General features: G+C 60.9%; 16 protein-coding genes. 5 read left to right on the top strand and 11 right to left on the bottom strand.

Annotated elements, in window-relative coordinates; genetic code table 11:
- The first annotated feature begins 5 nt into the window (after positions 1–5).
- Together MHH62_RS09725 and MHH62_RS09720 are read left to right on the top strand one after the other, a co-directional pair.
- Entirely contained in the window at positions 6–3071 is a 3066-nt protein-coding gene (locus tag MHH62_RS09725; RefSeq protein WP_339232867.1) for an efflux RND transporter permease subunit, read from the top strand.
- Between the two features lie 142 nt (positions 3072–3213).
- Positions 3214–3453 carry a hypothetical protein gene (locus MHH62_RS09720; RefSeq protein WP_019817869.1) on the top strand — a complete coding sequence of 80 codons (240 nt, stop codon included), beginning with the start codon at positions 3214–3216 and terminating at the stop codon, positions 3451–3453.
- Between the two features lie 93 nt (positions 3454–3546).
- Here the strand turns inward: MHH62_RS09720 and MHH62_RS09715 are convergent, their stop codons facing one another.
- From MHH62_RS09715 to plsB, 3 genes are read right to left on the bottom strand one after another with little or no spacing between them, the layout of a single operon-like run.
- A complete protein-coding gene (locus MHH62_RS09715) occupies positions 3547–4236 on the bottom strand; it encodes a DUF4197 domain-containing protein (RefSeq protein ID WP_003189124.1) in 690 nt (229 codons plus the stop codon).
- Between the two features lie 27 nt (positions 4237–4263).
- Positions 4264–4665: a YbaY family lipoprotein gene (locus tag MHH62_RS09710; protein ID WP_014717218.1), complete on the bottom strand. Its 402-nt coding sequence runs from the start codon at positions 4663–4665 to the stop codon at positions 4264–4266.
- Positions 4666–4716: 51 nt separating this feature from the next.
- Positions 4717–7236, bottom strand: a complete 2520-nt coding sequence (gene plsB, locus MHH62_RS09705; protein ID WP_339232866.1) for a glycerol-3-phosphate 1-O-acyltransferase PlsB — start codon at positions 7234–7236, stop codon at positions 4717–4719.
- Positions 7237–7417: 181 nt separating this feature from the next.
- On the opposite strand from plsB, the gene MHH62_RS09700 reads away from it, so the two are divergent.
- On the top strand, positions 7418–7627 hold the full coding sequence (locus MHH62_RS09700) for a cold-shock protein (RefSeq protein ID WP_003189131.1): 210 nt from the start codon (positions 7418–7420) through the stop codon (positions 7625–7627).
- A gap of 138 nt (positions 7628–7765) precedes the next feature.
- Here the strand turns inward: MHH62_RS09700 and MHH62_RS09695 are convergent, their stop codons facing one another.
- The 4 genes from MHH62_RS09695 to MHH62_RS09680 form a co-directional block, all read right to left on the bottom strand.
- The gene (locus MHH62_RS09695) at positions 7766–8143 is read right to left on the bottom strand and encodes a hypothetical protein (RefSeq protein ID WP_014717220.1); all 378 of its coding nucleotides are present in this window, start codon (positions 8141–8143) and stop codon (positions 7766–7768) included.
- Between the two features lie 54 nt (positions 8144–8197).
- A complete protein-coding gene (locus tag MHH62_RS09690; RefSeq protein WP_014717221.1) occupies positions 8198–9007 on the bottom strand; it encodes a putative RNA methyltransferase in 810 nt (269 codons plus the stop codon).
- Complete coding sequence (dapE, locus tag MHH62_RS09685; protein ID WP_339232865.1) at positions 9007–10158, bottom strand: succinyl-diaminopimelate desuccinylase; 1152 nt, start codon at positions 10156–10158, stop codon at positions 9007–9009. The genes MHH62_RS09690 and dapE overlap by 1 nt, the downstream gene beginning before the upstream one ends.
- 255 nt (positions 10159–10413) lie before the next feature.
- Positions 10414–13005: a glycosyltransferase gene (locus tag MHH62_RS09680; protein WP_168223763.1), complete on the bottom strand. Its 2592-nt coding sequence runs from the start codon at positions 13003–13005 to the stop codon at positions 10414–10416.
- Between the two features lie 211 nt (positions 13006–13216).
- Between MHH62_RS09680 and tcdA the strand changes: the two genes are divergently transcribed.
- Positions 13217–14032 (top strand): tRNA cyclic N6-threonylcarbamoyladenosine(37) synthase TcdA, encoded by an 816-nt coding sequence (gene tcdA, locus MHH62_RS09675; RefSeq protein ID WP_032873074.1) that lies wholly within the window; start codon positions 13217–13219, stop codon positions 14030–14032.
- A 117-nt stretch (positions 14033–14149) separates the two neighbouring features.
- On the opposite strand, the gene MHH62_RS09670 is transcribed toward tcdA, so the two are convergent.
- From MHH62_RS09670 to MHH62_RS09655, 4 genes are all read right to left on the bottom strand, one after another.
- A complete protein-coding gene (locus MHH62_RS09670) occupies positions 14150–14563 on the bottom strand; it encodes a SufE family protein (protein ID WP_014717224.1) in 414 nt (137 codons plus the stop codon).
- On the bottom strand, positions 14560–15765 hold the full coding sequence (locus MHH62_RS09665) for a cysteine desulfurase (protein ID WP_103451940.1): 1206 nt from the start codon (positions 15763–15765) through the stop codon (positions 14560–14562). Before MHH62_RS09665 ends, MHH62_RS09670 begins: the two co-directional genes overlap by 4 nt.
- 68 nt (positions 15766–15833) lie before the next feature.
- On the bottom strand, positions 15834–16868 hold the full coding sequence (gene dapD, locus MHH62_RS09660; RefSeq protein ID WP_014717226.1) for a 2,3,4,5-tetrahydropyridine-2,6-dicarboxylate N-succinyltransferase: 1035 nt from the start codon (positions 16866–16868) through the stop codon (positions 15834–15836).
- Positions 16869–16899: 31 nt separating this feature from the next.
- Positions 16900–17262 (bottom strand): ArsC family reductase, encoded by a 363-nt coding sequence (locus tag MHH62_RS09655; protein WP_014717227.1) that lies wholly within the window; start codon positions 17260–17262, stop codon positions 16900–16902.
- A 225-nt stretch (positions 17263–17487) separates the two neighbouring features.
- Between MHH62_RS09655 and MHH62_RS09650 the strand changes: the two genes are divergently transcribed.
- Entirely contained in the window at positions 17488–19131 is a 1644-nt protein-coding gene (locus MHH62_RS09650; protein ID WP_014717228.1) for a Na+/H+ antiporter, read from the top strand.
- Positions 19132–19133 lie beyond the last annotated feature (2 nt).

Genomic DNA, 19133 nt, shown 5'->3' with positions numbered 1-19133 from the left:
TCCCCATGGGTTTCAATCTTTCCGAATGGGCGTTGCGTAATCGCCAGATTGTACTGTTCCTGATGATCCTGCTGGCCGTGGTTGGCACCTTGTCCTACACCAAGTTGGGACAAAGCGAAGACCCGCCCTTTACCTTCAAGGCCATGGTGATCAAGACCAACTGGCCTGGAGCCACGGCCCAGGAGGTCTCGCGCCAGGTCACTGAGCGAATCGAGAAAAAACTCATGGAGACCGGTGAGTATGAACGCATCGTGTCTTTCTCCCGTCCTGGTGAATCCCAGGTCACCTTTATTGCCCGTGATTCGATGCGTTCGGCGCAGATTCCTGAGTTGTGGTACCAGGTGCGCAAGAAAATCAGCGACATCCGCCACACCTTGCCGCCGGATATCCAGGGGCCGTTTTTCAACGACGAGTTCGGCACCACCTTCGGCAATATCTACGCCCTGACCGGCGACGGCTTTGACTATGCGGTGCTCAAGGACTACGCCGACCGCATCCAGATCCAGCTGCAACGCGTCCCGGATGTGGGCAAGGTCGAGCTGCTCGGCCTGCAGGACGAGAAGATCTGGATCGAGCTGTCCAACCTCAAGCTCGCCACCCTCGGCTTGCCTCTGGCTGCGGTACAACAGGCGTTGCAGGAGCAAAATGCGGTGTCCACCGCCGGCTTCTTTGAAACCCCCACCGAGCGCGTGCAACTGCGCGTTTCGGGCAACTTCAAGACAGTAGAGGAGATCCGCAACTTTCCGATACGCGTGGGGGATCGCACCTTCCGCATCGGTGACGTGGCTGACATCCATCGAGGCTTCAACGACCCACCGGCACCGCGCATGCGCTACATGGGCGCAGATGCCATCGGCCTGGCCGTGGCCATGCGCGACGGTGGCGACATCCTCGTACTGGGCAAGGCCCTTGAAGCGCAATTCGCACGCCTGCAAAAGAACCTTCCGGCAGGGATGGAGCTGCGCAAGGTGTCGGACCAGCCGGCAGCTGTGAAGACCAGCGTCGGAGAATTCGTCCAGGTATTGGCTGAAGCGCTGGCGATTGTTTTGCTGGTGAGCTTTTTCTCCCTCGGCGTGCGCACCGGCATGGTCGTCGCCCTGGCGATTCCGCTGGTACTGGCGATGACCTTTGCCGCCATGTATTACCTGGGCATCGGCCTGCACAAGATTTCCTTGGGCGCCTTGGTCTTGGCCCTGGGCTTGCTGGTGGATGACGCGATCATCGCCGTGGAAATGATGGCGATCAAAATGGAACAGGGTTACGACCGCCTCAAAGCCGCGAGTTTCGCCTGGACCAGCACCGCATTCCCCATGCTCACCGGCACCCTGATCACGGCCGCAGGCTTCTTGCCGATTGCCACCGCGCAATCGAGCACTGGTGAATACACCCGTTCGATCTTCCAGGTGGTGACCATTGCACTGCTGGCCTCCTGGGTGGCGGCCGTGGTGTTTGTGCCCTACCTGGGGGAAAAACTCCTGCCCGACCTGGCGAAGATTCATGCGGCCAAACACGGCACCGACGGCCCGGACCCTTACGGCACACCCTTCTATCAGCGTGTAAGGCGTCTGGTGGAGTGGTGCGTGCAGCGGCGTAAAACCGTGATCGTGCTGACCCTGCTGCTGTTTATCGGCTCGGTTGCACTGTTTCGCTTCGTGCCGCAACAGTTCTTCCCGGCTTCCGGTCGCTTGGAGTTGATGGTCGACCTGAAACTGGCCGAAGGCGCTTCCCTGAGCAACACCGCCGAACAGGTCAAGCGCCTGGAGACGTTGCTCAAGGAGCATGCCGGCATCAATAACTATGTCGCCTACGCGGGCACCGGTTCGCCACGGTTTTACCTGCCACTGGACCAGCAATTGCCCGCTGCCAGCTTCGCCCAGTTTGTGGTGCTGGCTAACACCATCGAGGAGCGAGAAAGCCTGCGCACCTGGCTGATCGAAACCCTCAACGAGCAATTCCCCGCGCTGCGTTCGCGGGTCACGCGCCTGGAGAACGGCCCGCCCGTAGGCTACCCCGTGCAGTTTCGTGTGACTGGCGAGCACATCGAAGAAGTCCGTTCGCTGGCGCGCAAAGTGGCGGCCAAGGTTCGCGAAAATACCCATGTGGTGAATGTGCATCTGGACTGGGAAGAGCCGAGCAAAATCGTATACCTGAATATCGACCAGGACCGTGCCCGTGCCCTGGGTGTGAGCACTGCCAACCTGTCGAAATTCCTGCAGAGTTCCCTGACCGGCGCCAGCGTCAGCCAGTATCGGGAGGACAACGAATTGATCGAGATCCTCCTGCGCGGCACGGTGCATGAGCGTAGCGAGCTGTCGCGCCTGCCAAGCCTGGCCGTGCCCACCGACAATGGTAAAAGCGTGGCGCTGTCGCAAATTGCCACCCTCGAATATGGATTCGAAGAAGGCATCATCTGGCGTCGCAACCGTCTGCCCACAGTGACCGTACGGGCCGATATCTATGGCAAGGAACAGCCGGCGACCCTCGTGCAGCAGATCTTGCCGACGCTCGCCGATGTGCGAGCCGAGCTGCCGGACGGCTATCTGTTGGAGGTGGGCGGTACGGTTGAAGACTCTGCGCGGGGGCAAAACTCGGTGAAGGCCGGCGTGCCGCTGTTTATCGTGGTGGTGCTGACCTTGCTGATGCTGCAACTGCGCAGCTTTTCGCGCACGGCCATGGTCTTTCTCACCGCACCGTTGGGGCTGATCGGCGTGACCCTGTTCCTGTTGGTGTTCCGCCAACCCTTCGGTTTCGTCGCCATGCTCGGCACCATCGCGCTGTCGGGCATGATCATGCGTAATTCGGTGATTCTGGTGGACCAGATAGAACAAGACATCAAGGCCGGCCTGGCACCCTGGCAGGCAATTATCGAAGCCACCGTCCGACGCTTTCGCCCGATTGTGCTGACGGCGCTGGCAGCGGTGCTGGCGATGATTCCGTTGTCGCGCAGTGTGTTCTTCGGGCCCATGGCTGTGGCGATCATGGGGGGGTTGATCGTGGCGACGGCGTTGACACTGTTGTTCTTGCCGGCGTTGTACGCGGCTTGGTTCAGGATCAGGAAGGACGTGGAGTAAATCTGTGACTGTTTTTGGGTGGGCCCAATGGGAACCTTTTTTTCAGGCTTGCCACAGATAGTTACCTGTTCGCAGGTACTTTATTCGGTGGTTTTTATCACGTGGATAACATTTCCAGAACGTTCATAGAGGCGAAATAGATATGCTCCTACAAGCAGTGGGAAACTTTTACTCGGTGATTGGTATGATACTGGGCGGCGGTCAGATGGGCGGCGCTTGCGCCAAACATTCACATAATGACTCCGTCAGTCGGCGTGAGCTTTCGGACGCGCTCAAATCGTTCAAATACGATCATCCCCAGCCCACCACTAATTTTACGATCAACAACAGCGTTTCCAACGCGAACAGCAATGCGAATACCAACGCTCAAATCGGCCGTTGAATGCGCTGAGTTCTGATATTCAGCCATTGCAAACACTCTGCACCCGCAGAGTGTTTGCCGCGTTACGTCCCGGTACAAGTCGCTGGCGAAGGCTTAAAGTGCCCCAAACACCTTCTTGGCCAAGCTGGTGGCTGCCGCCGCCGGGTTCTTGCGAATGGTTTCTTCCTGCTGCGCAATCATCTTGAACAAACCATCCAGCGCCTGCTCGGTCACGTAGTTTTCGACGTTGGCGCTCTTGGCATCCACGGCGCCAAAGGCTGCGGCCTTGCCGGCCAGAGCGTTGTACTGCTGAGCCACGCCGACTTTGTCGGTGGCGGCCTTGACGATGGGCAGGAACTTGGCGCGAATTTCTTCACGGCTGCTTTTGTTCAGGTACTGGGTGGCGGAGTCCTGGCCTCCACTGAGAATGCCCTTGGCGTCGGTCACGCTCATGTTCTTCACGGCGTTGACCAGAATTGGCTGGGCCTGGGTCACGGCGGTTTCTGCGGCCTTGTTCATGCTGGTTTCCAGTTGCGTGACCTGGTCACCCATACCAAACATTTTAAGCTTGTCGGCGACTTTGCCGAGTTTGCCCGGCAGGCCGATCTTCACGTCCGGGTTGTTGCTGAAACCACCGGGCGTCCCTAGTTGTTTCACAGCAATCTGTGCACCTTGGGTCAAGGCATCCTTGAGGCCGCCGCTGGCGTCACCCTGGGACAGGCTGCCCAGATCCAGGGCCATGGCGTTGGCGCCGAACAGCAAGCCAGCACACAGGGCGGTGAGGCGAAGAGATTTGCGGAGCATGGGCGCTTCCTTATGAAGTGGGAATGATCAATGTGCGGCCGCATCTACCCGCAGGCGCAGCGGTTGTGGGTCCTGGCCGTTGAGTTGCACGGTGTGCCGCTCGGTGGTGATAAACAGTAGCTTGCCGTCCAGCTCGATGCGAGCGCTGACCGAATAGGTGTGGCCCGGTTTGACCTGAGCCGGGTCATAGCTCAGGTGAAACGGCAGCGGCACCTGGCCTTTGACCGGGCCTTTCTGTTCGGCGAGGGTCACGGCCGGGGCGTCCATCAGGGACACGTCCTGCAGGCTGACACTCAAGGTGGCGGCCGGCGGCAGGGCGATGCGTTGCAGGTAGAACACTTCGCCGTCCAGACTGGCCTTTGGGGTTGGGGTCATCGAGTGGCAGGCTCCGAGCAGGGCGGTCAGGCCCAGGAGGATGAGTTTTTTCACGGTGCAACTCCTTTTCAACGGCGCCGGAATCCGCCCGACGCCTCGTTCAATTTAGCGCTTTTCTTCAGGAGGGGTGGCAACCGGTTCAGGCGCGGTCTCGGTTGCGCCGTCCACGCGGTGCAAGGCCACCTGGCGGATCGACAGGCGAATATCCGCCGGCAACACGCGTTTGGCCGCACCTTCTGCCAGTTCGCCGAGCAGGTCGTGATAGCCCAGCTTGCCGGCTTCATCGCGGCGCAGCACATCTTGCTCCAGCAACGTCTGGATGAAATGTCGGAAAAGGCTCTTGTCGAAGAATTCCGGAGCGTTGAGGCCGTGCAGGATTGACAGGCGCTGGGCCATGATCGTGCACAGGTCTTCCAACTCTTCGGCGCTGATACTGTTCTGGCCGCTGTTGAGCAGCAACGAGATCGCCATGTAGAAGCGTTGCAGGGTCTGGGCGATGCTCTTGGACAGCAGCGTCAGCAGCACAAAGTGCCGCGAACTCGGCGCCGGGGGCAGGTACACGGCGTTTTCGAAACGCAGCAGGCCTTGTTCGACAAACGCGTCCAGCCATTGATCGACCACGTTGTCCAAGTCGTCCAAGGACCAACGAATAAACAGTTCCGATTGCAGGTACGGGTAAAGCGCGTGGGTGTAGCGCAGGATCTGTTCGCGACTCATCCGCGAGCTGCTCTGGAAGAAGCTCGCCAGCAACGCCGGCAGGGCGAAGATGTGCAGCACGTTGTTGCGGTAGTAGGTCATCAGGACGGCATTCTGCTCATCCAGATAAACGATTTTGCCCAGGGCGTCACTCTGCTCGGACAACAGGTTCATGTCCTTGACGTGCTTGATCAGCGCCAGGCCATCGCCTTCCGGCAGGGTGGTGTGGGGCGAGTAGGGCACACGACGCAACAGCGCCAGGTACAGGTCCAGCTGGCGGGCCATGGCCTGTTCATCCAGCGCCAGGCGGGTGGTGGACAGCAGGGCCAGCGCCACCAGGTTCACCGGGTTCACCGCAGCGGCTTCGTTCAAATGACGCGCCACCTGTTCGCCGAGGCGATTGGTGGTTTCGTTGAGCCAGGCCGGTTTGTAGTTCGGCCCCAGTTCCTGGGCGCGCCAGTCCGGTTGCTCGGCGTCGAGGAACTCTGCCAGCTTGATCGGTTCGCCAAAGTTGACTGCCACTTGGCCGAAGCGCTGCTTGAGCGCGCCGACCACTTTGAAGATATCGAAGATCGACTCTTTCTTCTTGCTGGCGCCACGCAGTTCGCCCAGGTAAGTGCGGCCTTCGAGGACACGCTCATAGCCGATATACACCGGCACGAACACGATAGGCATGCGCGAGGAGCGCAAGAAGCTGCGCAGGGTGATCGCCAACATCCCGGTTTTCGGTTGTAGCATGCGCCCGGTGCGCGAGCGGCCGCCTTCGACGAAGTACTCCACCGGGAAGCCCTTGGTAAACAGGGTGTGCAGGTATTCGTTGAACACCGAGGTGTACAACGGGTTGCCCTTGAAGGTGCGGCGCATGAAAAACGCACCGCCACGGCGCAGCAGGCTGCCGATCACCGGCATGTTGAGGTTGATGCCGGCGGCGATATGCGGTGGGGTCAGGCCGTTCTTGAACAGCAGGTAGGACAGCAGCAGGTAGTCGATATGGCTGCGGTGGCAAGGCACGTAGATTACCTCGTAGCCTTGGGCCACCTTTTGCACGCCTTCGATGTTATTGACCTTGATGCCGTCGTAGATCTTGTTCCAGAACCAGCTCAAGACCACTTCCAGGAAGCGGATCGCGGTGTAGGTGTAGTCCGAGGCAATTTCGTTGCCATAGCGCAGGGCCAGGGCCTTGGCTTTTTCCGGGGCGATCTTTTCGCGTTCGGCCTCATCCGCAATGGCTTGGCGCACCAGCGGCATATTGACCAGGCCCTTCACCAGATTACGGCGGTGGGACAGGTCGGGGCCGATCACCGCCGTCTTCAGGTTACGAAAGTGCACACGCAAGATGCGCTGGGCCATGCGCACGGTGCGTTCGTGGCCTTTATTGTGCTCGATCAATTCGCGCAGGTTGATAGGCGCGGAGAATTGCACACGGGTCTTGCGCCCCAGGATCAGGATGCTCAACAACCGGCGTAGACGCCCGGTGACCGCCCAGCTGTCGGCGAATAAAAGCTTCCAGGGGCTGGACTCGCTTTCGGGGGATTGGCCCCAGAACACACTGACCGGAATGATTTGTGCATTCTCTTCGGCGTGTTCGGTGAGGGTATTGACCAGCCGCGTCAGGGTGGGTGGTGCGCCACGCTTGTCCTGGCGCCCAAGCCAATCCGGATCCGGCGTGAGGTAGAAGAACGCCGCAGGCTCCATCAACGGCCCCACTGACACTGGCAGCACCGGGCGTGGCAGGCCGGCCTTGGTGCACTCGGCGTCGACCACTGCCAACTCGGTGAGGGAGGGTGATTGCAGGACGTAGAAAACCGGCCGGCTGCGGTCCAGGTTAAGGGTGAGGGACGACTGGTTGATCGTCTCTGAGCGAACCCAGAGGTACAACAGTCGGCGCAAGGTGCCAAACACCAGACGGCGGAACGGGGAGCGGGTCATAGGCGAACTGCTTCAAGTGGAAAAAACCGAGCAGGCGCTCGGGCGGGTAGTGTGCCGTATTCGCCGAAAATCGGCAAAAAAGCAGCGATGTAAAGTTGAGTTGATGGTTTTTGAGCCTGTCTTATACTCGGCAGTTCAATGCGAGCGACTCAACAATAAAAAAACCAGTGGGAGTGAACAGATGACAACGCGTGAAACCGGCAATGTGAAGTGGTTCAACGATGCAAAGGGCTACGGCTTTATCCAGCGTGAAGATGGCAAGGATGTGTTTGTGCACTACCGCGCCATTCGCGGTGAAGGCCACCGCTCGTTGGCCGAAGGCCAGCAGGTGGAATACGCCGTGGTGACCGGCGAGAAGGGCTTGCAGGCGGAGGATGTGGTCGGCCTGTAACAACGTTGTCTTGATAGCCACAATCAACTGTGGGAGCTGGCTTGCCTGCGATAGCATCACTGTGGTCTGACTGATAGACCAAGGTGTCTGCATCGCAGGCAAGCCAGCTCCCACATTGATTGGGTTGGCAATGGGCTGTCAGGCGGTTTTCCAAGTGATCTGTTCTTCACCGTCTACGCTGATGCGAATCCAGGTGTCGGCACTTTCCTCACCCTCTTCTTCAACCCAGGTGCCCGGCGCGCAGCGCACTTCGACGTTCAGCGCGGCAAACGCGGCGCGGGCGCAGGCGATGTCGTCGTCCCACGGGGTCTGGTCGCTTTCCAGGTACAGGCTGTTCCATTTGCCCACCGCCTTGGGCAGCCAGGTCACCGGCACGCTGCCGGCCTTGCACTTGTAGGTCTGGCCTTTCTGGACCCAGTCGGTGCACGGGCCCAGGGCGGCGCCCAGCCAGGCGGCGATGGCCTTGTGATCGACGTCGGCGTCCTTCAGGTAAATCTCAATATCGGGTTGGCGCATGGATGTTCCTCGTTGCGGGATTCGAAAATCCATTCGCGGGTGGGTGAACGTCAGTCATTGAAGCACGAAATAATCGTAACGCATCGACACCGTGACCTGCAGCGGCTCGGCCGCCTCGATCACCTCGTGGCGGCGCTCGGCACTGGCTCGCCAGCCGTGGGGCGTCATCGCCAGCAGGTTGGCGCGGTCCTGGGCTTCGGCCAGGCTCAGGGTGAATTCCAGTGTTTCACTGTGTGCCAGGTGCATGCCATCCGGCACCAGGGCCAGATGTTTATCGTCGGTATACTCGCGTACCTCGTCGTAAAGACGCTCGCGCAGTTCCATCAAGTGGCCGCTGGTCGGGCCGACCTTCATCAAACCGCCGCCGGGACTGAGCAGGCGCTTGGCCTCTTGCCAATCCAACGGGCTGAACACGCTGGCGAGGAACTGGCAGCTGGCATCGGCCAATGGCACGCGGGCCATGCTGGCGATCAACCAGGTCAGCGCCGGGTTGCGTTTGCACGCGCGCTTGACCGCTTCCTTGGAGATATCCAGGGCATAGCCATCGGCGTGGGGTAGGGCCTGGGCAATTTGCGCGGTGTAGTAACCCTCGCCACACCCAATGTCGACCCAGCGCTGCGGTGCACGCTCGGCGGCCAGTTCGGCCAGGCGCTTGGCCACCGGGGCGTAGTGCCCGGCGTTGAGGAAGTCGCGGCGCGCCTCGACCATGGCCAGGTTATCGCCTGGGTCGCGGCTGTTCTTGTGCTGCACCGGCAACAGGTTCAGGTAACCCTGGCGCGCGCGATCGAAACGGTGCCCGGCCGGGCACGCCACGCCACTGTCCACCGCATTGAGCGGTGCGCTGCAAATGGGGCAGGCAAGCATCAGGCGAGCAACTTGATCAGGGTCTGGTAGTAGATTTCGGTCAGCACATCGAGGTCGCTGGCCAGGATGCGTTCGTTGACCTGGTGGATCGTCGCGTTGACCGGGCCCAGCTCGACCACCTGAGTGCCCAGCGTGGCGATAAAGCGCCCATCGGAGGTACCGCCGCTGGTGGATGCCTTGGTCTCACGCCCGGTGATCGCCTTGATACTGGCAGATACCGCATCCAGCAGCGCACCCGGCTCGGTGAGGAACGGCAGGCCCGATAGCGCCCAGTCCACATGCCAGTCCAGGCCATGTTTATCCAGGATCGCCGCGACCCGCTGTTGCAGACCCTCGACGGTGGACTCGGTAGAGAAGCGGAAGTTGAATACCGCCGTCAGGTCGCCGGGGATCACGTTGGTGGCGCCGGTACCCGAATTGAGGTTGGAAATCTGGAAACTGGTCGGCGGGAAGAAGGCGTTGCCGTCATCCCAATGCTCGGCAGCCAATTCAGCCAGGGCCGCCGCAGCCAGGTGGATCGGGTTCTTCGCCAGATGCGGGTAAGCCACATGGCCCTGTACACCGCGCACGGTCAAGGTGGCACCGAGGGAGCCACGACGGCCGTTCTTGACCACATCGCCCACCAGGGTCGTGCTCGACGGTTCGCCGACGATGCACCAGTCCAGGCGTTCCTTGCGCGCGGCCAGACGTTCGATCACCGCCTTGGTGCCATGGTGCGCCGGGCCTTCTTCGTCGCTGGTGATCAGGAAGGCGACCGAACCCTTGTGGTCCGGGTAGTCGGTGACGAAACGTTCCGCTGCCACCAGCATCGCCGCCAGGCTGCCTTTCATGTCAGCCGCGCCACGGCCACAGAGCATGCCGTTTTCATCGATCAACGCGTCGAACGGGTCGTTCTGCCAGGCCTGTACCGGACCGGTCGGCACCACGTCGGTGTGACCGGCAAAGCACAGCACCGGACCTTCATGCTTGCCATGGGTGGCCCAGAAATTGTCCACATCTTCGATGCGCATCGGTTCAAGCGCAAAACCGGCGTCGCCCAGGCGCTGCATCATCAGCTTCTGGCAATCGGCGTCGATCGGCGTGACCGACGGGCGACGGATCAGGTCGATGGCCAGTTTAAGGGTCGGCGAAAGGTCGGCATGGGCCGTCATGGGGGGAACTCCGGAAAGCGTGTGATGGGCGCAGGACGAATGTGGAAATACAGAGCCTGGAGCGACGCAACTCCAATGTGGGAGCTGGCTTGCCTGCGATAGCATCGCTGCGGTGTGCCTGTCAGACCGCGGCGTCTGTATCGCAGGCAAGCCAGCTCCCACATAGAATTGGGCCAGGCCAAGTCTCACAAAAGGGCCGTTATCTTATAGCAAAACGGCGGCCAAGGGCCGCCGTTTAGTGCATTGCGTCACTTTTTACGCCGCCGGTGCGGGCTCGGGCGCCGCCGAAGGTTTGGGCAGCGACGATAAGAACGCCATGATCAGCGCCGCCACATAGGGCAGCGACTGCACCAGCAACATCACCACCCAGAAGCGAATGTCGTTGCTCGGCAGGCCTTGCACCAGGTAGATCCCCAGCGCCGCGCCCCACAGCAGCAGCATGATGAACATTTCTTCGCGGGCTTCGGAAATGGCCACCCAGAAGCCGTGGTTATCGGCGTTTTTCGGCGTGCGAAAGAACGGAATGCTGGTGGTGAAGAAACCATACAGCACCGCCTTGGCGATGGTATGGGACAACGCCAAACCGGCCAGGGCCGCGCAGAACGCATCTTTCAAGTTCACACCTACCGCACGACGATAGAGGAAGATGATCTTGCCGACTTTGAACACAAACAACGCCAACGGCGGGATCGCGAAAATCAGCAATGGCGGGTCGACCCGAGTCGGCACGATGATCATCGCCGCAGACCACAACAGGGCGCCGACGGTAAAGAAGATGTTCATGCCGTCGGCCACCCACGGCAACCAGCCCGCAAGGAAGTGGTAGCGCTGGCCACGGGTCAGTTCGGTGTCTTTACCGCGCAACAGGCTGGCGGTGTGGCGCTTGATGATCTGGATCGCGCCATAGGCCCAGCGGAAACGCTGTTTCTTGAAGTCGATAAAGGTATCCGGCATCAAACCCTTGCCGTAGCTGTCGTGGTAGTACGCCGCAGACAGGCCTTTTTCGAACACGCGCAGGCCCAGTTCGGCGTCTTCACAGATGCACCAGTCGGCCCAGCCCAGCTCTTCGAGCACCGAGCGGCGGGTCATGGTCATGGTGCCGTGCTGGATGATCGCGTCGCGGTCGTTACGGGTGACCATACCGATATGGAAGAAGCCCTTGTATTCGGCGTAGCAGAGCTTCTTGAAGGTGCTTTCGTTCTGGTCGCGGTAATCCTGGGGCGACTGCACCACGGCGATTTTCGGGTCGGCGAAGTGCGGCACCATGTGCTTGAGCCAGTTGGGCGATACGCAGTAGTCCGAGTCGATCACCGCGATCACTTCGGCATCCTTGGCGGTGTGCGGGATCAGGTAGTTCAGCGCGCCGCCCTTGAAACCGGCCAGGGGCGCGACGTGGAAGAACTTGAAGCGCGGGCCCAGGGTTTCGCAGTAATCGCGCACCGGCTCCCACACCGCCGGGTCCTTGGTGTTGTTGTCGATGATCAGGACTTCGTAGTCCGGATAGTCGAGGGCGGCCAGCGCGTCGAGGGTCTGTTTGACCATTTCCGGCGGCTCGTTGTAGCACGGCACATGGATCGACACTTTCGGGCGGTAGTCCGAATCGCCTTCCACGGGCAGGAATTCACGCCGACGCTTGTGGGTCCAGACTGCTTCCGCCAGCTCATGGGCTTCGGTCAGCAACACAATGAACACGCCCAGGGCGCCGAGTGCCAGCAACACACCGACCGTCACGCTGAACCAGGTGCTGTATTGCTGGCTGTAGTCGTAGCCGATCCAGACCAGCACCGACCCGCACAGGAACGCAATAAAGGTCAGGAAGGTGCGGCCACGCTGGCGCAGGGCCGAGCCATCGATCATCAACAGGGTCAGGGACAGCAGCGCAAGCACCACTGAACCGATGGCCAGTACCCGCCATTGCGGAATCGCCACCACCGGGCCGTCAAAATTGAATTTCTGCTGGCGCGCGGCGTTGAATACACCCCAATACGCACCCGCCGAACCTTCATCGCTGACCTTCCACGGCTGGTCGAAGGCCTCGATCACGAAGTAGTTGTAACCCTGGCGGTTGAGCTTGTTGACCAGCGTACGCAGGTAAATCGCCTGGTCTGCCGGCGACGATTCATTGCCGCCGCGCATACGGCCGTTGCTCGGCCAGCCCACTTCCGACAGCAGCAGTGGCTTTTTCGGGAAGGCTTTCTTCAGGTCCTTGGCGCGGTCCAGGACGTACTGGCCGGCCTTGTCCATTGGGATGTATTCCCAGAACGGCAGGATGTGCGCGGCGATCAGGTCGACGTGCTTGGCCAGTTGCGGGTTCTTTTCCCAGATGTGCCATTGCTCGGAGGTGGTCACCGGGACTTTCACGGCGGCGCGCACGCGGTCGAGCAGCACGATCAGGGCTTCGGGGGTGATTTCTTCCCGGAACAACGCTTCGTTGCCCACCACTACGCGCACGACACTGCGCGAGGTGTTGGCGATCTCGATAGCGCGCTGGATCTCCCGCTCGTTACGCTCAAGGTCCGGGCTGATCCAGATCCCCAGGGTCACGCGCAGGCCAAACTCTTCGGCCAGCTTGGGAATATCGCCCAGGGGGCCGTCCACCGAGTAGGTACGGATGTTGTCCGTCAGCTTGCTCATGATCGCAAGGTCCTGACGCATCTGTTCGTCGGTAGGGTACTGGCCTTTCTGCGGGTACTGGCCTTGCTGGAACGGCGAGTAGGAAAAGCCGGAGATCTGATCGGGCCAGTTGGGAGCGGTGACCGGGCGGTTGATCAGCGCCCAGAAACCGGTGAACAGCGCGGCAATTGCCAGCACCACCACCAGGTTGAGTCCAAATTTACGCGATGCCATGGTTATGTCGGGTTCCAAAGGGTGCGGAACGAAAGAGGTGTCGGCCTGCGCCGAACGGCGCGCATCCTACACTGGCGCTTCCCTGAGCGTACAGCAGACAGAGAAAAGCCGGACGTTAGTCTGCGAAACTCCATCTAAGTTCTTCACTTGTAACTTGTAGCTTAAAACTTGCTGCTGCGTAGCCCTATAATGCGCGCCGGTTTTTGGGGTAATGATGATGAGTACAGAAGATCCGCGGTTTGCAGGCGTTGCCCGCTTGTACGGCCTTGAGGGCCTGGAACGCTTGAAAGCGGCCCATGTGGCGATTGTCGGCGTCGGCGGCGTGGGTTCCTGGGCGGCAGAAGCGATTGCCCGCTGCGGGGTGGGTGAGATTTCGCTGTTTGACCTGGACGATGTCTGCGTCAGCAACAGCAACCGCCAGTTGCATGCCCTGGACAGCACCGTGGGCAAGCCCAAGGTCGAAGTGATGGCTGAGCGCCTGCGCGGCATCAACCCCGATTGCACCGTGCACGCGGTGGCAGACTTCGTCACCCGCGATACCATGGCCGAGTACATCACGCCGACTATCGACTGTGTGATCGACTGCATCGACGCGGTCAACGCCAAGGCGGCGCTGATTGCCTGGTGCAAGCGCCGCAAGATCCAGATCATCACCACCGGCGGCGCCGGTGGGCAGATTGACCCCACGCTGATCCAGGTGTGTGACCTGAACCGCACCTTCAATGACCCGTTGGCCTCGAAAGTGCGCTCTACCTTGCGCCGCGATTATGGTTTTTCGCGCACCGTGACTCGTCATTACAGCGTGCCGTGCGTGTTTTCCACCGAGCAACTGCGCTATCCCAAGCCCGATGGCAGCATTTGCCTGCAGAAGAGTTTTGTCGGTGATGGCGTGAAGCTGGACTGCGCGGGCGGGTTTGGCGCGGTGATGATGGTCACAGCCACGTTCGGCATGGTGGCGGCCACCAAGGCGGTAGACAAGATCGTGGCGGGAGTGCGCAGGCCGTCGGAGCGCATCAAACCCAGCTAAATCTCATTGCCGAACATAGATCCAAATTGTGGGAGCTGGCTTGCCTGCGATAGCGGTGTGTCAGCCACTGAAAATACTGACTGATTCGCCGCTATCGCAGGCAAGCCAGCTCCCACATTATTTCTGTGTACGCGTCAGGTCTCGCATGCGTTGCAGTACGGCATTCAAGCCATTGCTGCGCGACGGCGATAACTGGCGCGACAAGCCCAGTTGATTGAACCAGTCAGGCAGGTCAACCGCTTGCAGTTCATCAGCCGACAGCCCATTGACCCGCGCCAGCAGCAACGCCACCAACCCACGAATCATCCGCGCCTCGCTGCTCGCCGTAAACTGCCAATGGCCGTCCTGCAACCGCCCCACCAGCCACACCAGGCTTTCGCAACCTTGCACCAGGTTGGCGTCGACCTTTTCATCATCGGCCAGGGCGGGCAAGCGTTCACCCCATTGCATCAGCACCCGGGCGCGCTGCTCCCAACTGCCAATGGCCTGGAAGGCTTGCAGTGCGGCGTGTGCCTCCAGCGGCAAGCTCATCGCAGCATGTCCAGCGCCTGGTCCAACGCTTCAAAAAAGCGCTCCAGGTCGTCGGAATCGTTGTAGAGCGCCAGTGAAACGCGGATGGCGCCTGACAGATTCATCGCCTTCAACAGCGGCATTGCGCAGTGGTGACCGGCACGCACAGCAATGCCTTGCTCGGTCAGCAGGTGGGCGAGGTCGGCGTTGTGCACGCCCGCCACCACAAAACTCACCAGCGCCACCTGCGGCGATCCCAGCACGCGTACGCCATTGCGGGCCTTAAGCCCACGCAGCAGGTAGTCATGCAGGGCGGCTTCGTGGGCGATCACCGCCGAGGGATCCAGTGAACTCAGGTAATCCAGGCTCGCGCCCAGGCCGATCACACTGGCAATCGGAGGAGTGCCGGCCTCGAAACCCAGCGGCGCGGGGCGAAAGCTGGCGCTGTGGTAGTCGGCCTGTTGCACCATCTCGCCGCCGAACTGCCAGTGGCGCAGGTGGTGCAGGGCCTCATTACGGCCATACAGCACACCCACGCCGTCCGGGCCGTAGAGTTTGTGGCTGGAAAATACGTAGAAGTCGCAGCCCAGGGCCTGCACGTCGTGACGGCCATGGACGATGCCTTGGGCGCCGTCCACCACCGTGAGGGCGCCGTGTGCCTGGGCCATCATCAGCAAGGCTGGCAGCGGCTGCCAGGCACCGAGCACGTTGGATAACTGGCTCACCGCCAGCAAGCGTGTGCGTGGGCCAATCAAGCTGGCCGCGGCGTCCAGGTCGATGACGCCGTCATCGTCCAGAGGCAAGACCACCAGTGTGAGTGCGCGGCGTTTGGCCAATTGCTGCCAGGGCAACAGGTTGGCGTGGTGTTCCAGGGCGCTGATGGCAATCTCATCGCCCGCATTGAATAAGTGCTCCAGGCCATAGGCCAGGAGGTTCAGCGCAGAGGTTGCGCCGTGGGTAAACACGACCTGCCCGCTGTCACCTGCGTTCAACCACTGCGCGACCTTGCTGCGGCTGTCTTCGAACGCCTGGGTCGCATGGGCTCCGGGCAAATGCTGAGCACGGTGCACATTGGCTGCGCCATTGGCGTAGTAATGACTGATGGCATCCAGCAGGGCTTGGGGTTTTTGCGTGGTGGCGGCGCTGTCCAGATAGGTCTGGTCTTGCCGTTGCAGGGTGGCGATGGCCGGGAAATCGGCGCGCCAGGGGGAGGGCACAAGCATGGTGATCAAGACTCGTATAAGCGAGCCGCCCCCGAAGGTGCGGCCCGCTAGTGGCATCGAGTGGCTGCTTAGTTGTGAGCGTGCAGCGCTTCGTTCAGTTCGATGGCCGATTTGTGGGTTTTGCACTCCACGGCACCGGTCTCGGAGTTACGACGGAACAGCAGGTCTGGCTGGCCAGCCAACTCACGCGCCTTGACCACCTTGACCAGTTGGTTCTGCTCATCCAGCAGGGCAACCTTGGTGCCGGCGGTGATGTAGAGGCCCGACTCCACGGTGTTGCGGTCGCCCAATGGGATACCGGTACCGGCGTTGGCGCCGATCAGGCAGCCTTCGCCCACCTTGATCACGATATTGCCGCCGCCCGACAGGGTGCCCATGGTGGAGCAACCGCCGCCCAGGTCCGAGCCCTTGCCGACGAATACGCCCGCCGATACGCGGCCTTCGATCATGCCCGGGCCTTCGGTGCCCGCGTTGAAGTTGACGAAGCCTTCGTGCATCACGGTGGTGCCTTCGCCTACGTACGCGCCCAGGCGGATACGAGCAGCGTCAGCGATACGCACGCCAGCCGGTACGACGTAGTCGGTCATTTTCGGGAACTTGTCCACCGAGAACACTTCCAGCAGGTCGCCACGCAGGCGCGCTTCCAGTTGGCGCTCGGCCAGTTCATTGATGTCGATAGCGCCCTGGCTGGTCCAGGCCACGTTCGGCAACTGCGGGAACACGCCGGCCAGGCTCAGGCCGTGGGGCTTGACCAGGCGATGGGACAGCAGGTGCAGCTTGAGGTAGGCCTCAGGCGTGGAGGTCAGCGCTGCGTCTTCGGCCAGCAAGGTCGCGACCAGCGGCGTGTGGCTTTCGGCCAGGCGGCTGAGCAGGGCGGCCTGGGTAGCATCGACGCCTTTGAGCGCGTCGGCCAGTTGCAGGGCCTGGCTCACGGTGAAGGTGATCGCCTGGTTGCCTTCGGTGTAACCGAGGATCGGTGCGATGGCGGCAACGATTTCAGCCGACGGGTTGAGCAAGGGCTGTGCGTAAAACACTTCCAGCCAAGCACCTTGGCGGTTCTGAGTGCCGACGCCGAAGCCCAGGCTGAACAGGGAATTGGACATGCTGTTACCTCTACAAAAATGGAAGGCTGGCCTACTTGAGGGCCGCCGAATAACTATCTGGCTTGAAGCCAATCAGGGTTCTGTCACCGAGATCGAGCACCGGGCGCTTGATCATCGAGGGTTGTGCGAGCATCAATTCAATGGCTTTCGACTGATCGAGATCGGCTTTGCGTTCGTCTTCGAGTTTGCGAAAGGTGGTGCCCGCACGGTTCAAAACCACCTGCCAACCGTGCTCGTTGCACCATTGGGTCAAGTGTTCGCGGTCGATACCGGCTGTTTTGTAGTCATGGAACTCATAGCTCACCCCGTGCTCATCGAGCCAGGTGCGCGCCTTTTTCATGGTGTCGCAGGCTTTGATGCCGAAAAGGTGCAAGGTTTTGCTTGAAGCACTCAAGGAATTGCCCCCCTTTGGACGTATGAAAATGAAAGATCGCCGATTATGCCACGACCAGCGGGTTTCGGCGCCGCTCGTCAATAGCGTGCGACTTTTGCGCAAAGTGCCAGTGCGCAGCATAGGCGAGTAACATAGCCAGGTAACATAGCCGGGTAATATGGCACTTCAACGGCCAGTTGTTGCCTGATGTGTCGTTGCAAGTCGATTGTCCGGGAAACCCGCGTTATGCAAACCGCCTACACCGTTCTTATCCTGCTGATGCTGGTCAGCCTTTCGCGCCTGGTCGGGCGCATCATCCCACTGCCGTTGCCCCTGGTGCAGATCGCCGCCGGCGCCTTGCTGGCCTGGCCCACGTTGGGGCTGCATGTGGCGCTGGACCCGGAGCTGTTCCTGTTTCTGTTCCTGCCACCGCTGCTGTTTTCCGATGGTTGGCGCATGCCCAAGCGCGAGTTGTGGCGCCTGCGTGGTCCGATCCTGACGTTGGCGGTGGGGCTGGTGCTGTTCACCGTGGTGGGCGCTGGTTACTTTATTCATTGGTTGCTGCCCTCGATCCCCTTGCCGGTGGCCTTTGCCCTGGCAGCGGTTTTATCCCCGACGGACGCCGTGGCAGTGTCGGCCATTTCCCAGAATCGTTTGCCCAAGCCGCTGATGCACATGCTCCAGGGCGAAGCCTTGATGAATGACGCGTCGGGCCTGGTGACCTTCAAATTTGCCCTGGCCGCGGCGTTGACCGGGGTCTTTTCCCTGGCGGATGCCAGCCTGACGTTTGTACTGGTGGCAGTGGGTGGGTTGGCGATCGGCGTGGCGCTGAGCTGGCTGGTCGGCCGCCTGCGCGCCTGGATGATCGCGCGCGGTTGGGATGACCCGGCGACCCATGTGGTGTTCATGTTGCTGCTGCCCTTTGCTGCGTACGTACTGGCTGAACGCCTGGGCGCGTCCGGCATTCTCTCGGCGGTGGCGGCGGGCATGATGCAAAGCTGGCTCGACCTGCTGCCGCGCCAGACCAGCACGCGTTTGCTCAACCGCAGCGTCTGGTCGCTGCTGGAGTTTGCCTTCAATGGCCTGATTTTCCTGCTGCTCGGCCTGCAATTGCCGGACATCATCAAGGCTGTGGTCAGTCATGAAACCACGCTGTGGCCCACCTTGATGTATCGCTGCCTGGATGTGGTGGCGATCTTCCTGGTGCTGGTGGTATTGCGCTTTATCTGGGTGCAGAGCATCTGGCGGCTGTCGGGGTTGCTGCGCAGGCTGCGTGGCAAAAGCGCGCTGACCCTGGTGCCGACGGCCCGCTCCTGCTGGTTACTGACCGTCGGCGGTGTTCGCGGAGCGGTGACCCTGGCGGGCGTCATGTCGGTGCCCTTGTTGCTGGCGCCGGGCCAGGATTTCCCTGAGCGTGACCTGCTGATCTTTATCGCTGCCGGGGTGATCCTGCTGTCGCTGGTCGCTGCCTGCATCGCGCTGCCGTTACTGCTGCGTGGCGTCGAAAAAGGCCCGGATGAAAAACGCCACAACGAAGTGCGCGAGGCCTGGAAAAAGACCGCCGTGGCTGCAATCCATGCACTGGAGGCCCAGGAACCCGCTGAAGCCGAAACACCGGACGCCGCTCAAGCGGCACTGGCCACCGAGCTCAAGGCGCGGCTGATGGCGGAGTATCGTCATCAACTGGACGTGTTTAATGATTCGGCTGAAGCCCAGGCGCTGGCGCTGCAGATGGACCAATTGGAGCGCAAGCTGCGGCTCAAGGCCCTACGCGCGCAACGGTTGGAGTTGTACAGCTTGAGCCGTCATCACCAGATTGGTGATGACGTGTTGAGGGAGGTGTTGGCGGAGTTGGATATGAGCGAGGCGAATTTGGGTCACATGAAGTGACC

Origin of the sequence: Pseudomonas sp. FSL L8-0168, from assembly GCF_037976155.1 — a bacterium.
In the GTDB taxonomy this organism is placed as follows: Bacteria; Pseudomonadota; Gammaproteobacteria; order Pseudomonadales; family Pseudomonadaceae; genus Aquipseudomonas; species Aquipseudomonas paracarnis.
The sequence above is the reverse complement of the archived record's forward strand: the minus strand, read 5'-3'. Positions and strand labels throughout refer to the sequence as shown.

Excerpts from the sequence above, each read along its gene's own strand:
- MHH62_RS09720 (WP_019817869.1), top strand. The coding sequence starts at position 3,214 with ATGCTCCTACAAGCAGTGGGAAACTTTTACTCGGTGATTGGTATGATA.
- tcdA (WP_032873074.1), top strand. The coding sequence starts at position 13,217 with ATGATGATGAGTACAGAAGATCCGCGGTTTGCAGGCGTTGCCCGCTTG.
- dapD (WP_014717226.1), bottom strand. The coding sequence starts at position 16,868 with ATGTCCAATTCCCTGTTCAGCCTGGGCTTCGGCGTCGGCACTCAGAAC.
- MHH62_RS09665 (WP_103451940.1), bottom strand. The coding sequence starts at position 15,765 with ATGCTTGTGCCCTCCCCCTGGCGCGCCGATTTCCCGGCCATCGCCACC.
- dapE (WP_339232865.1), bottom strand. The coding sequence starts at position 10,158 with ATGACGGCCCATGCCGACCTTTCGCCGACCCTTAAACTGGCCATCGAC.
- MHH62_RS09650 (WP_014717228.1), top strand. The coding sequence starts at position 17,488 with ATGCAAACCGCCTACACCGTTCTTATCCTGCTGATGCTGGTCAGCCTT.
- MHH62_RS09700 (WP_003189131.1), top strand. The coding sequence starts at position 7,418 with ATGACAACGCGTGAAACCGGCAATGTGAAGTGGTTCAACGATGCAAAG.
- MHH62_RS09680 (WP_168223763.1), bottom strand. The coding sequence starts at position 13,005 with ATGGCATCGCGTAAATTTGGACTCAACCTGGTGGTGGTGCTGGCAATT.
- MHH62_RS09715 (WP_003189124.1), bottom strand. The coding sequence starts at position 4,236 with ATGCTCCGCAAATCTCTTCGCCTCACCGCCCTGTGTGCTGGCTTGCTG.
- MHH62_RS09670 (WP_014717224.1), bottom strand. The coding sequence starts at position 14,563 with ATGAGCTTGCCGCTGGAGGCACACGCCGCACTGCAAGCCTTCCAGGCC.
- MHH62_RS09725 (WP_339232867.1), top strand. The coding sequence starts at position 6 with ATGGGTTTCAATCTTTCCGAATGGGCGTTGCGTAATCGCCAGATTGTA.
- MHH62_RS09690 (WP_014717221.1), bottom strand. The coding sequence starts at position 9,007 with ATGCTTGCCTGCCCCATTTGCAGCGCACCGCTCAATGCGGTGGACAGT.
- MHH62_RS09695 (WP_014717220.1), bottom strand. The coding sequence starts at position 8,143 with ATGCGCCAACCCGATATTGAGATTTACCTGAAGGACGCCGACGTCGAT.
- plsB (WP_339232866.1), bottom strand. The coding sequence starts at position 7,236 with ATGACCCGCTCCCCGTTCCGCCGTCTGGTGTTTGGCACCTTGCGCCGA.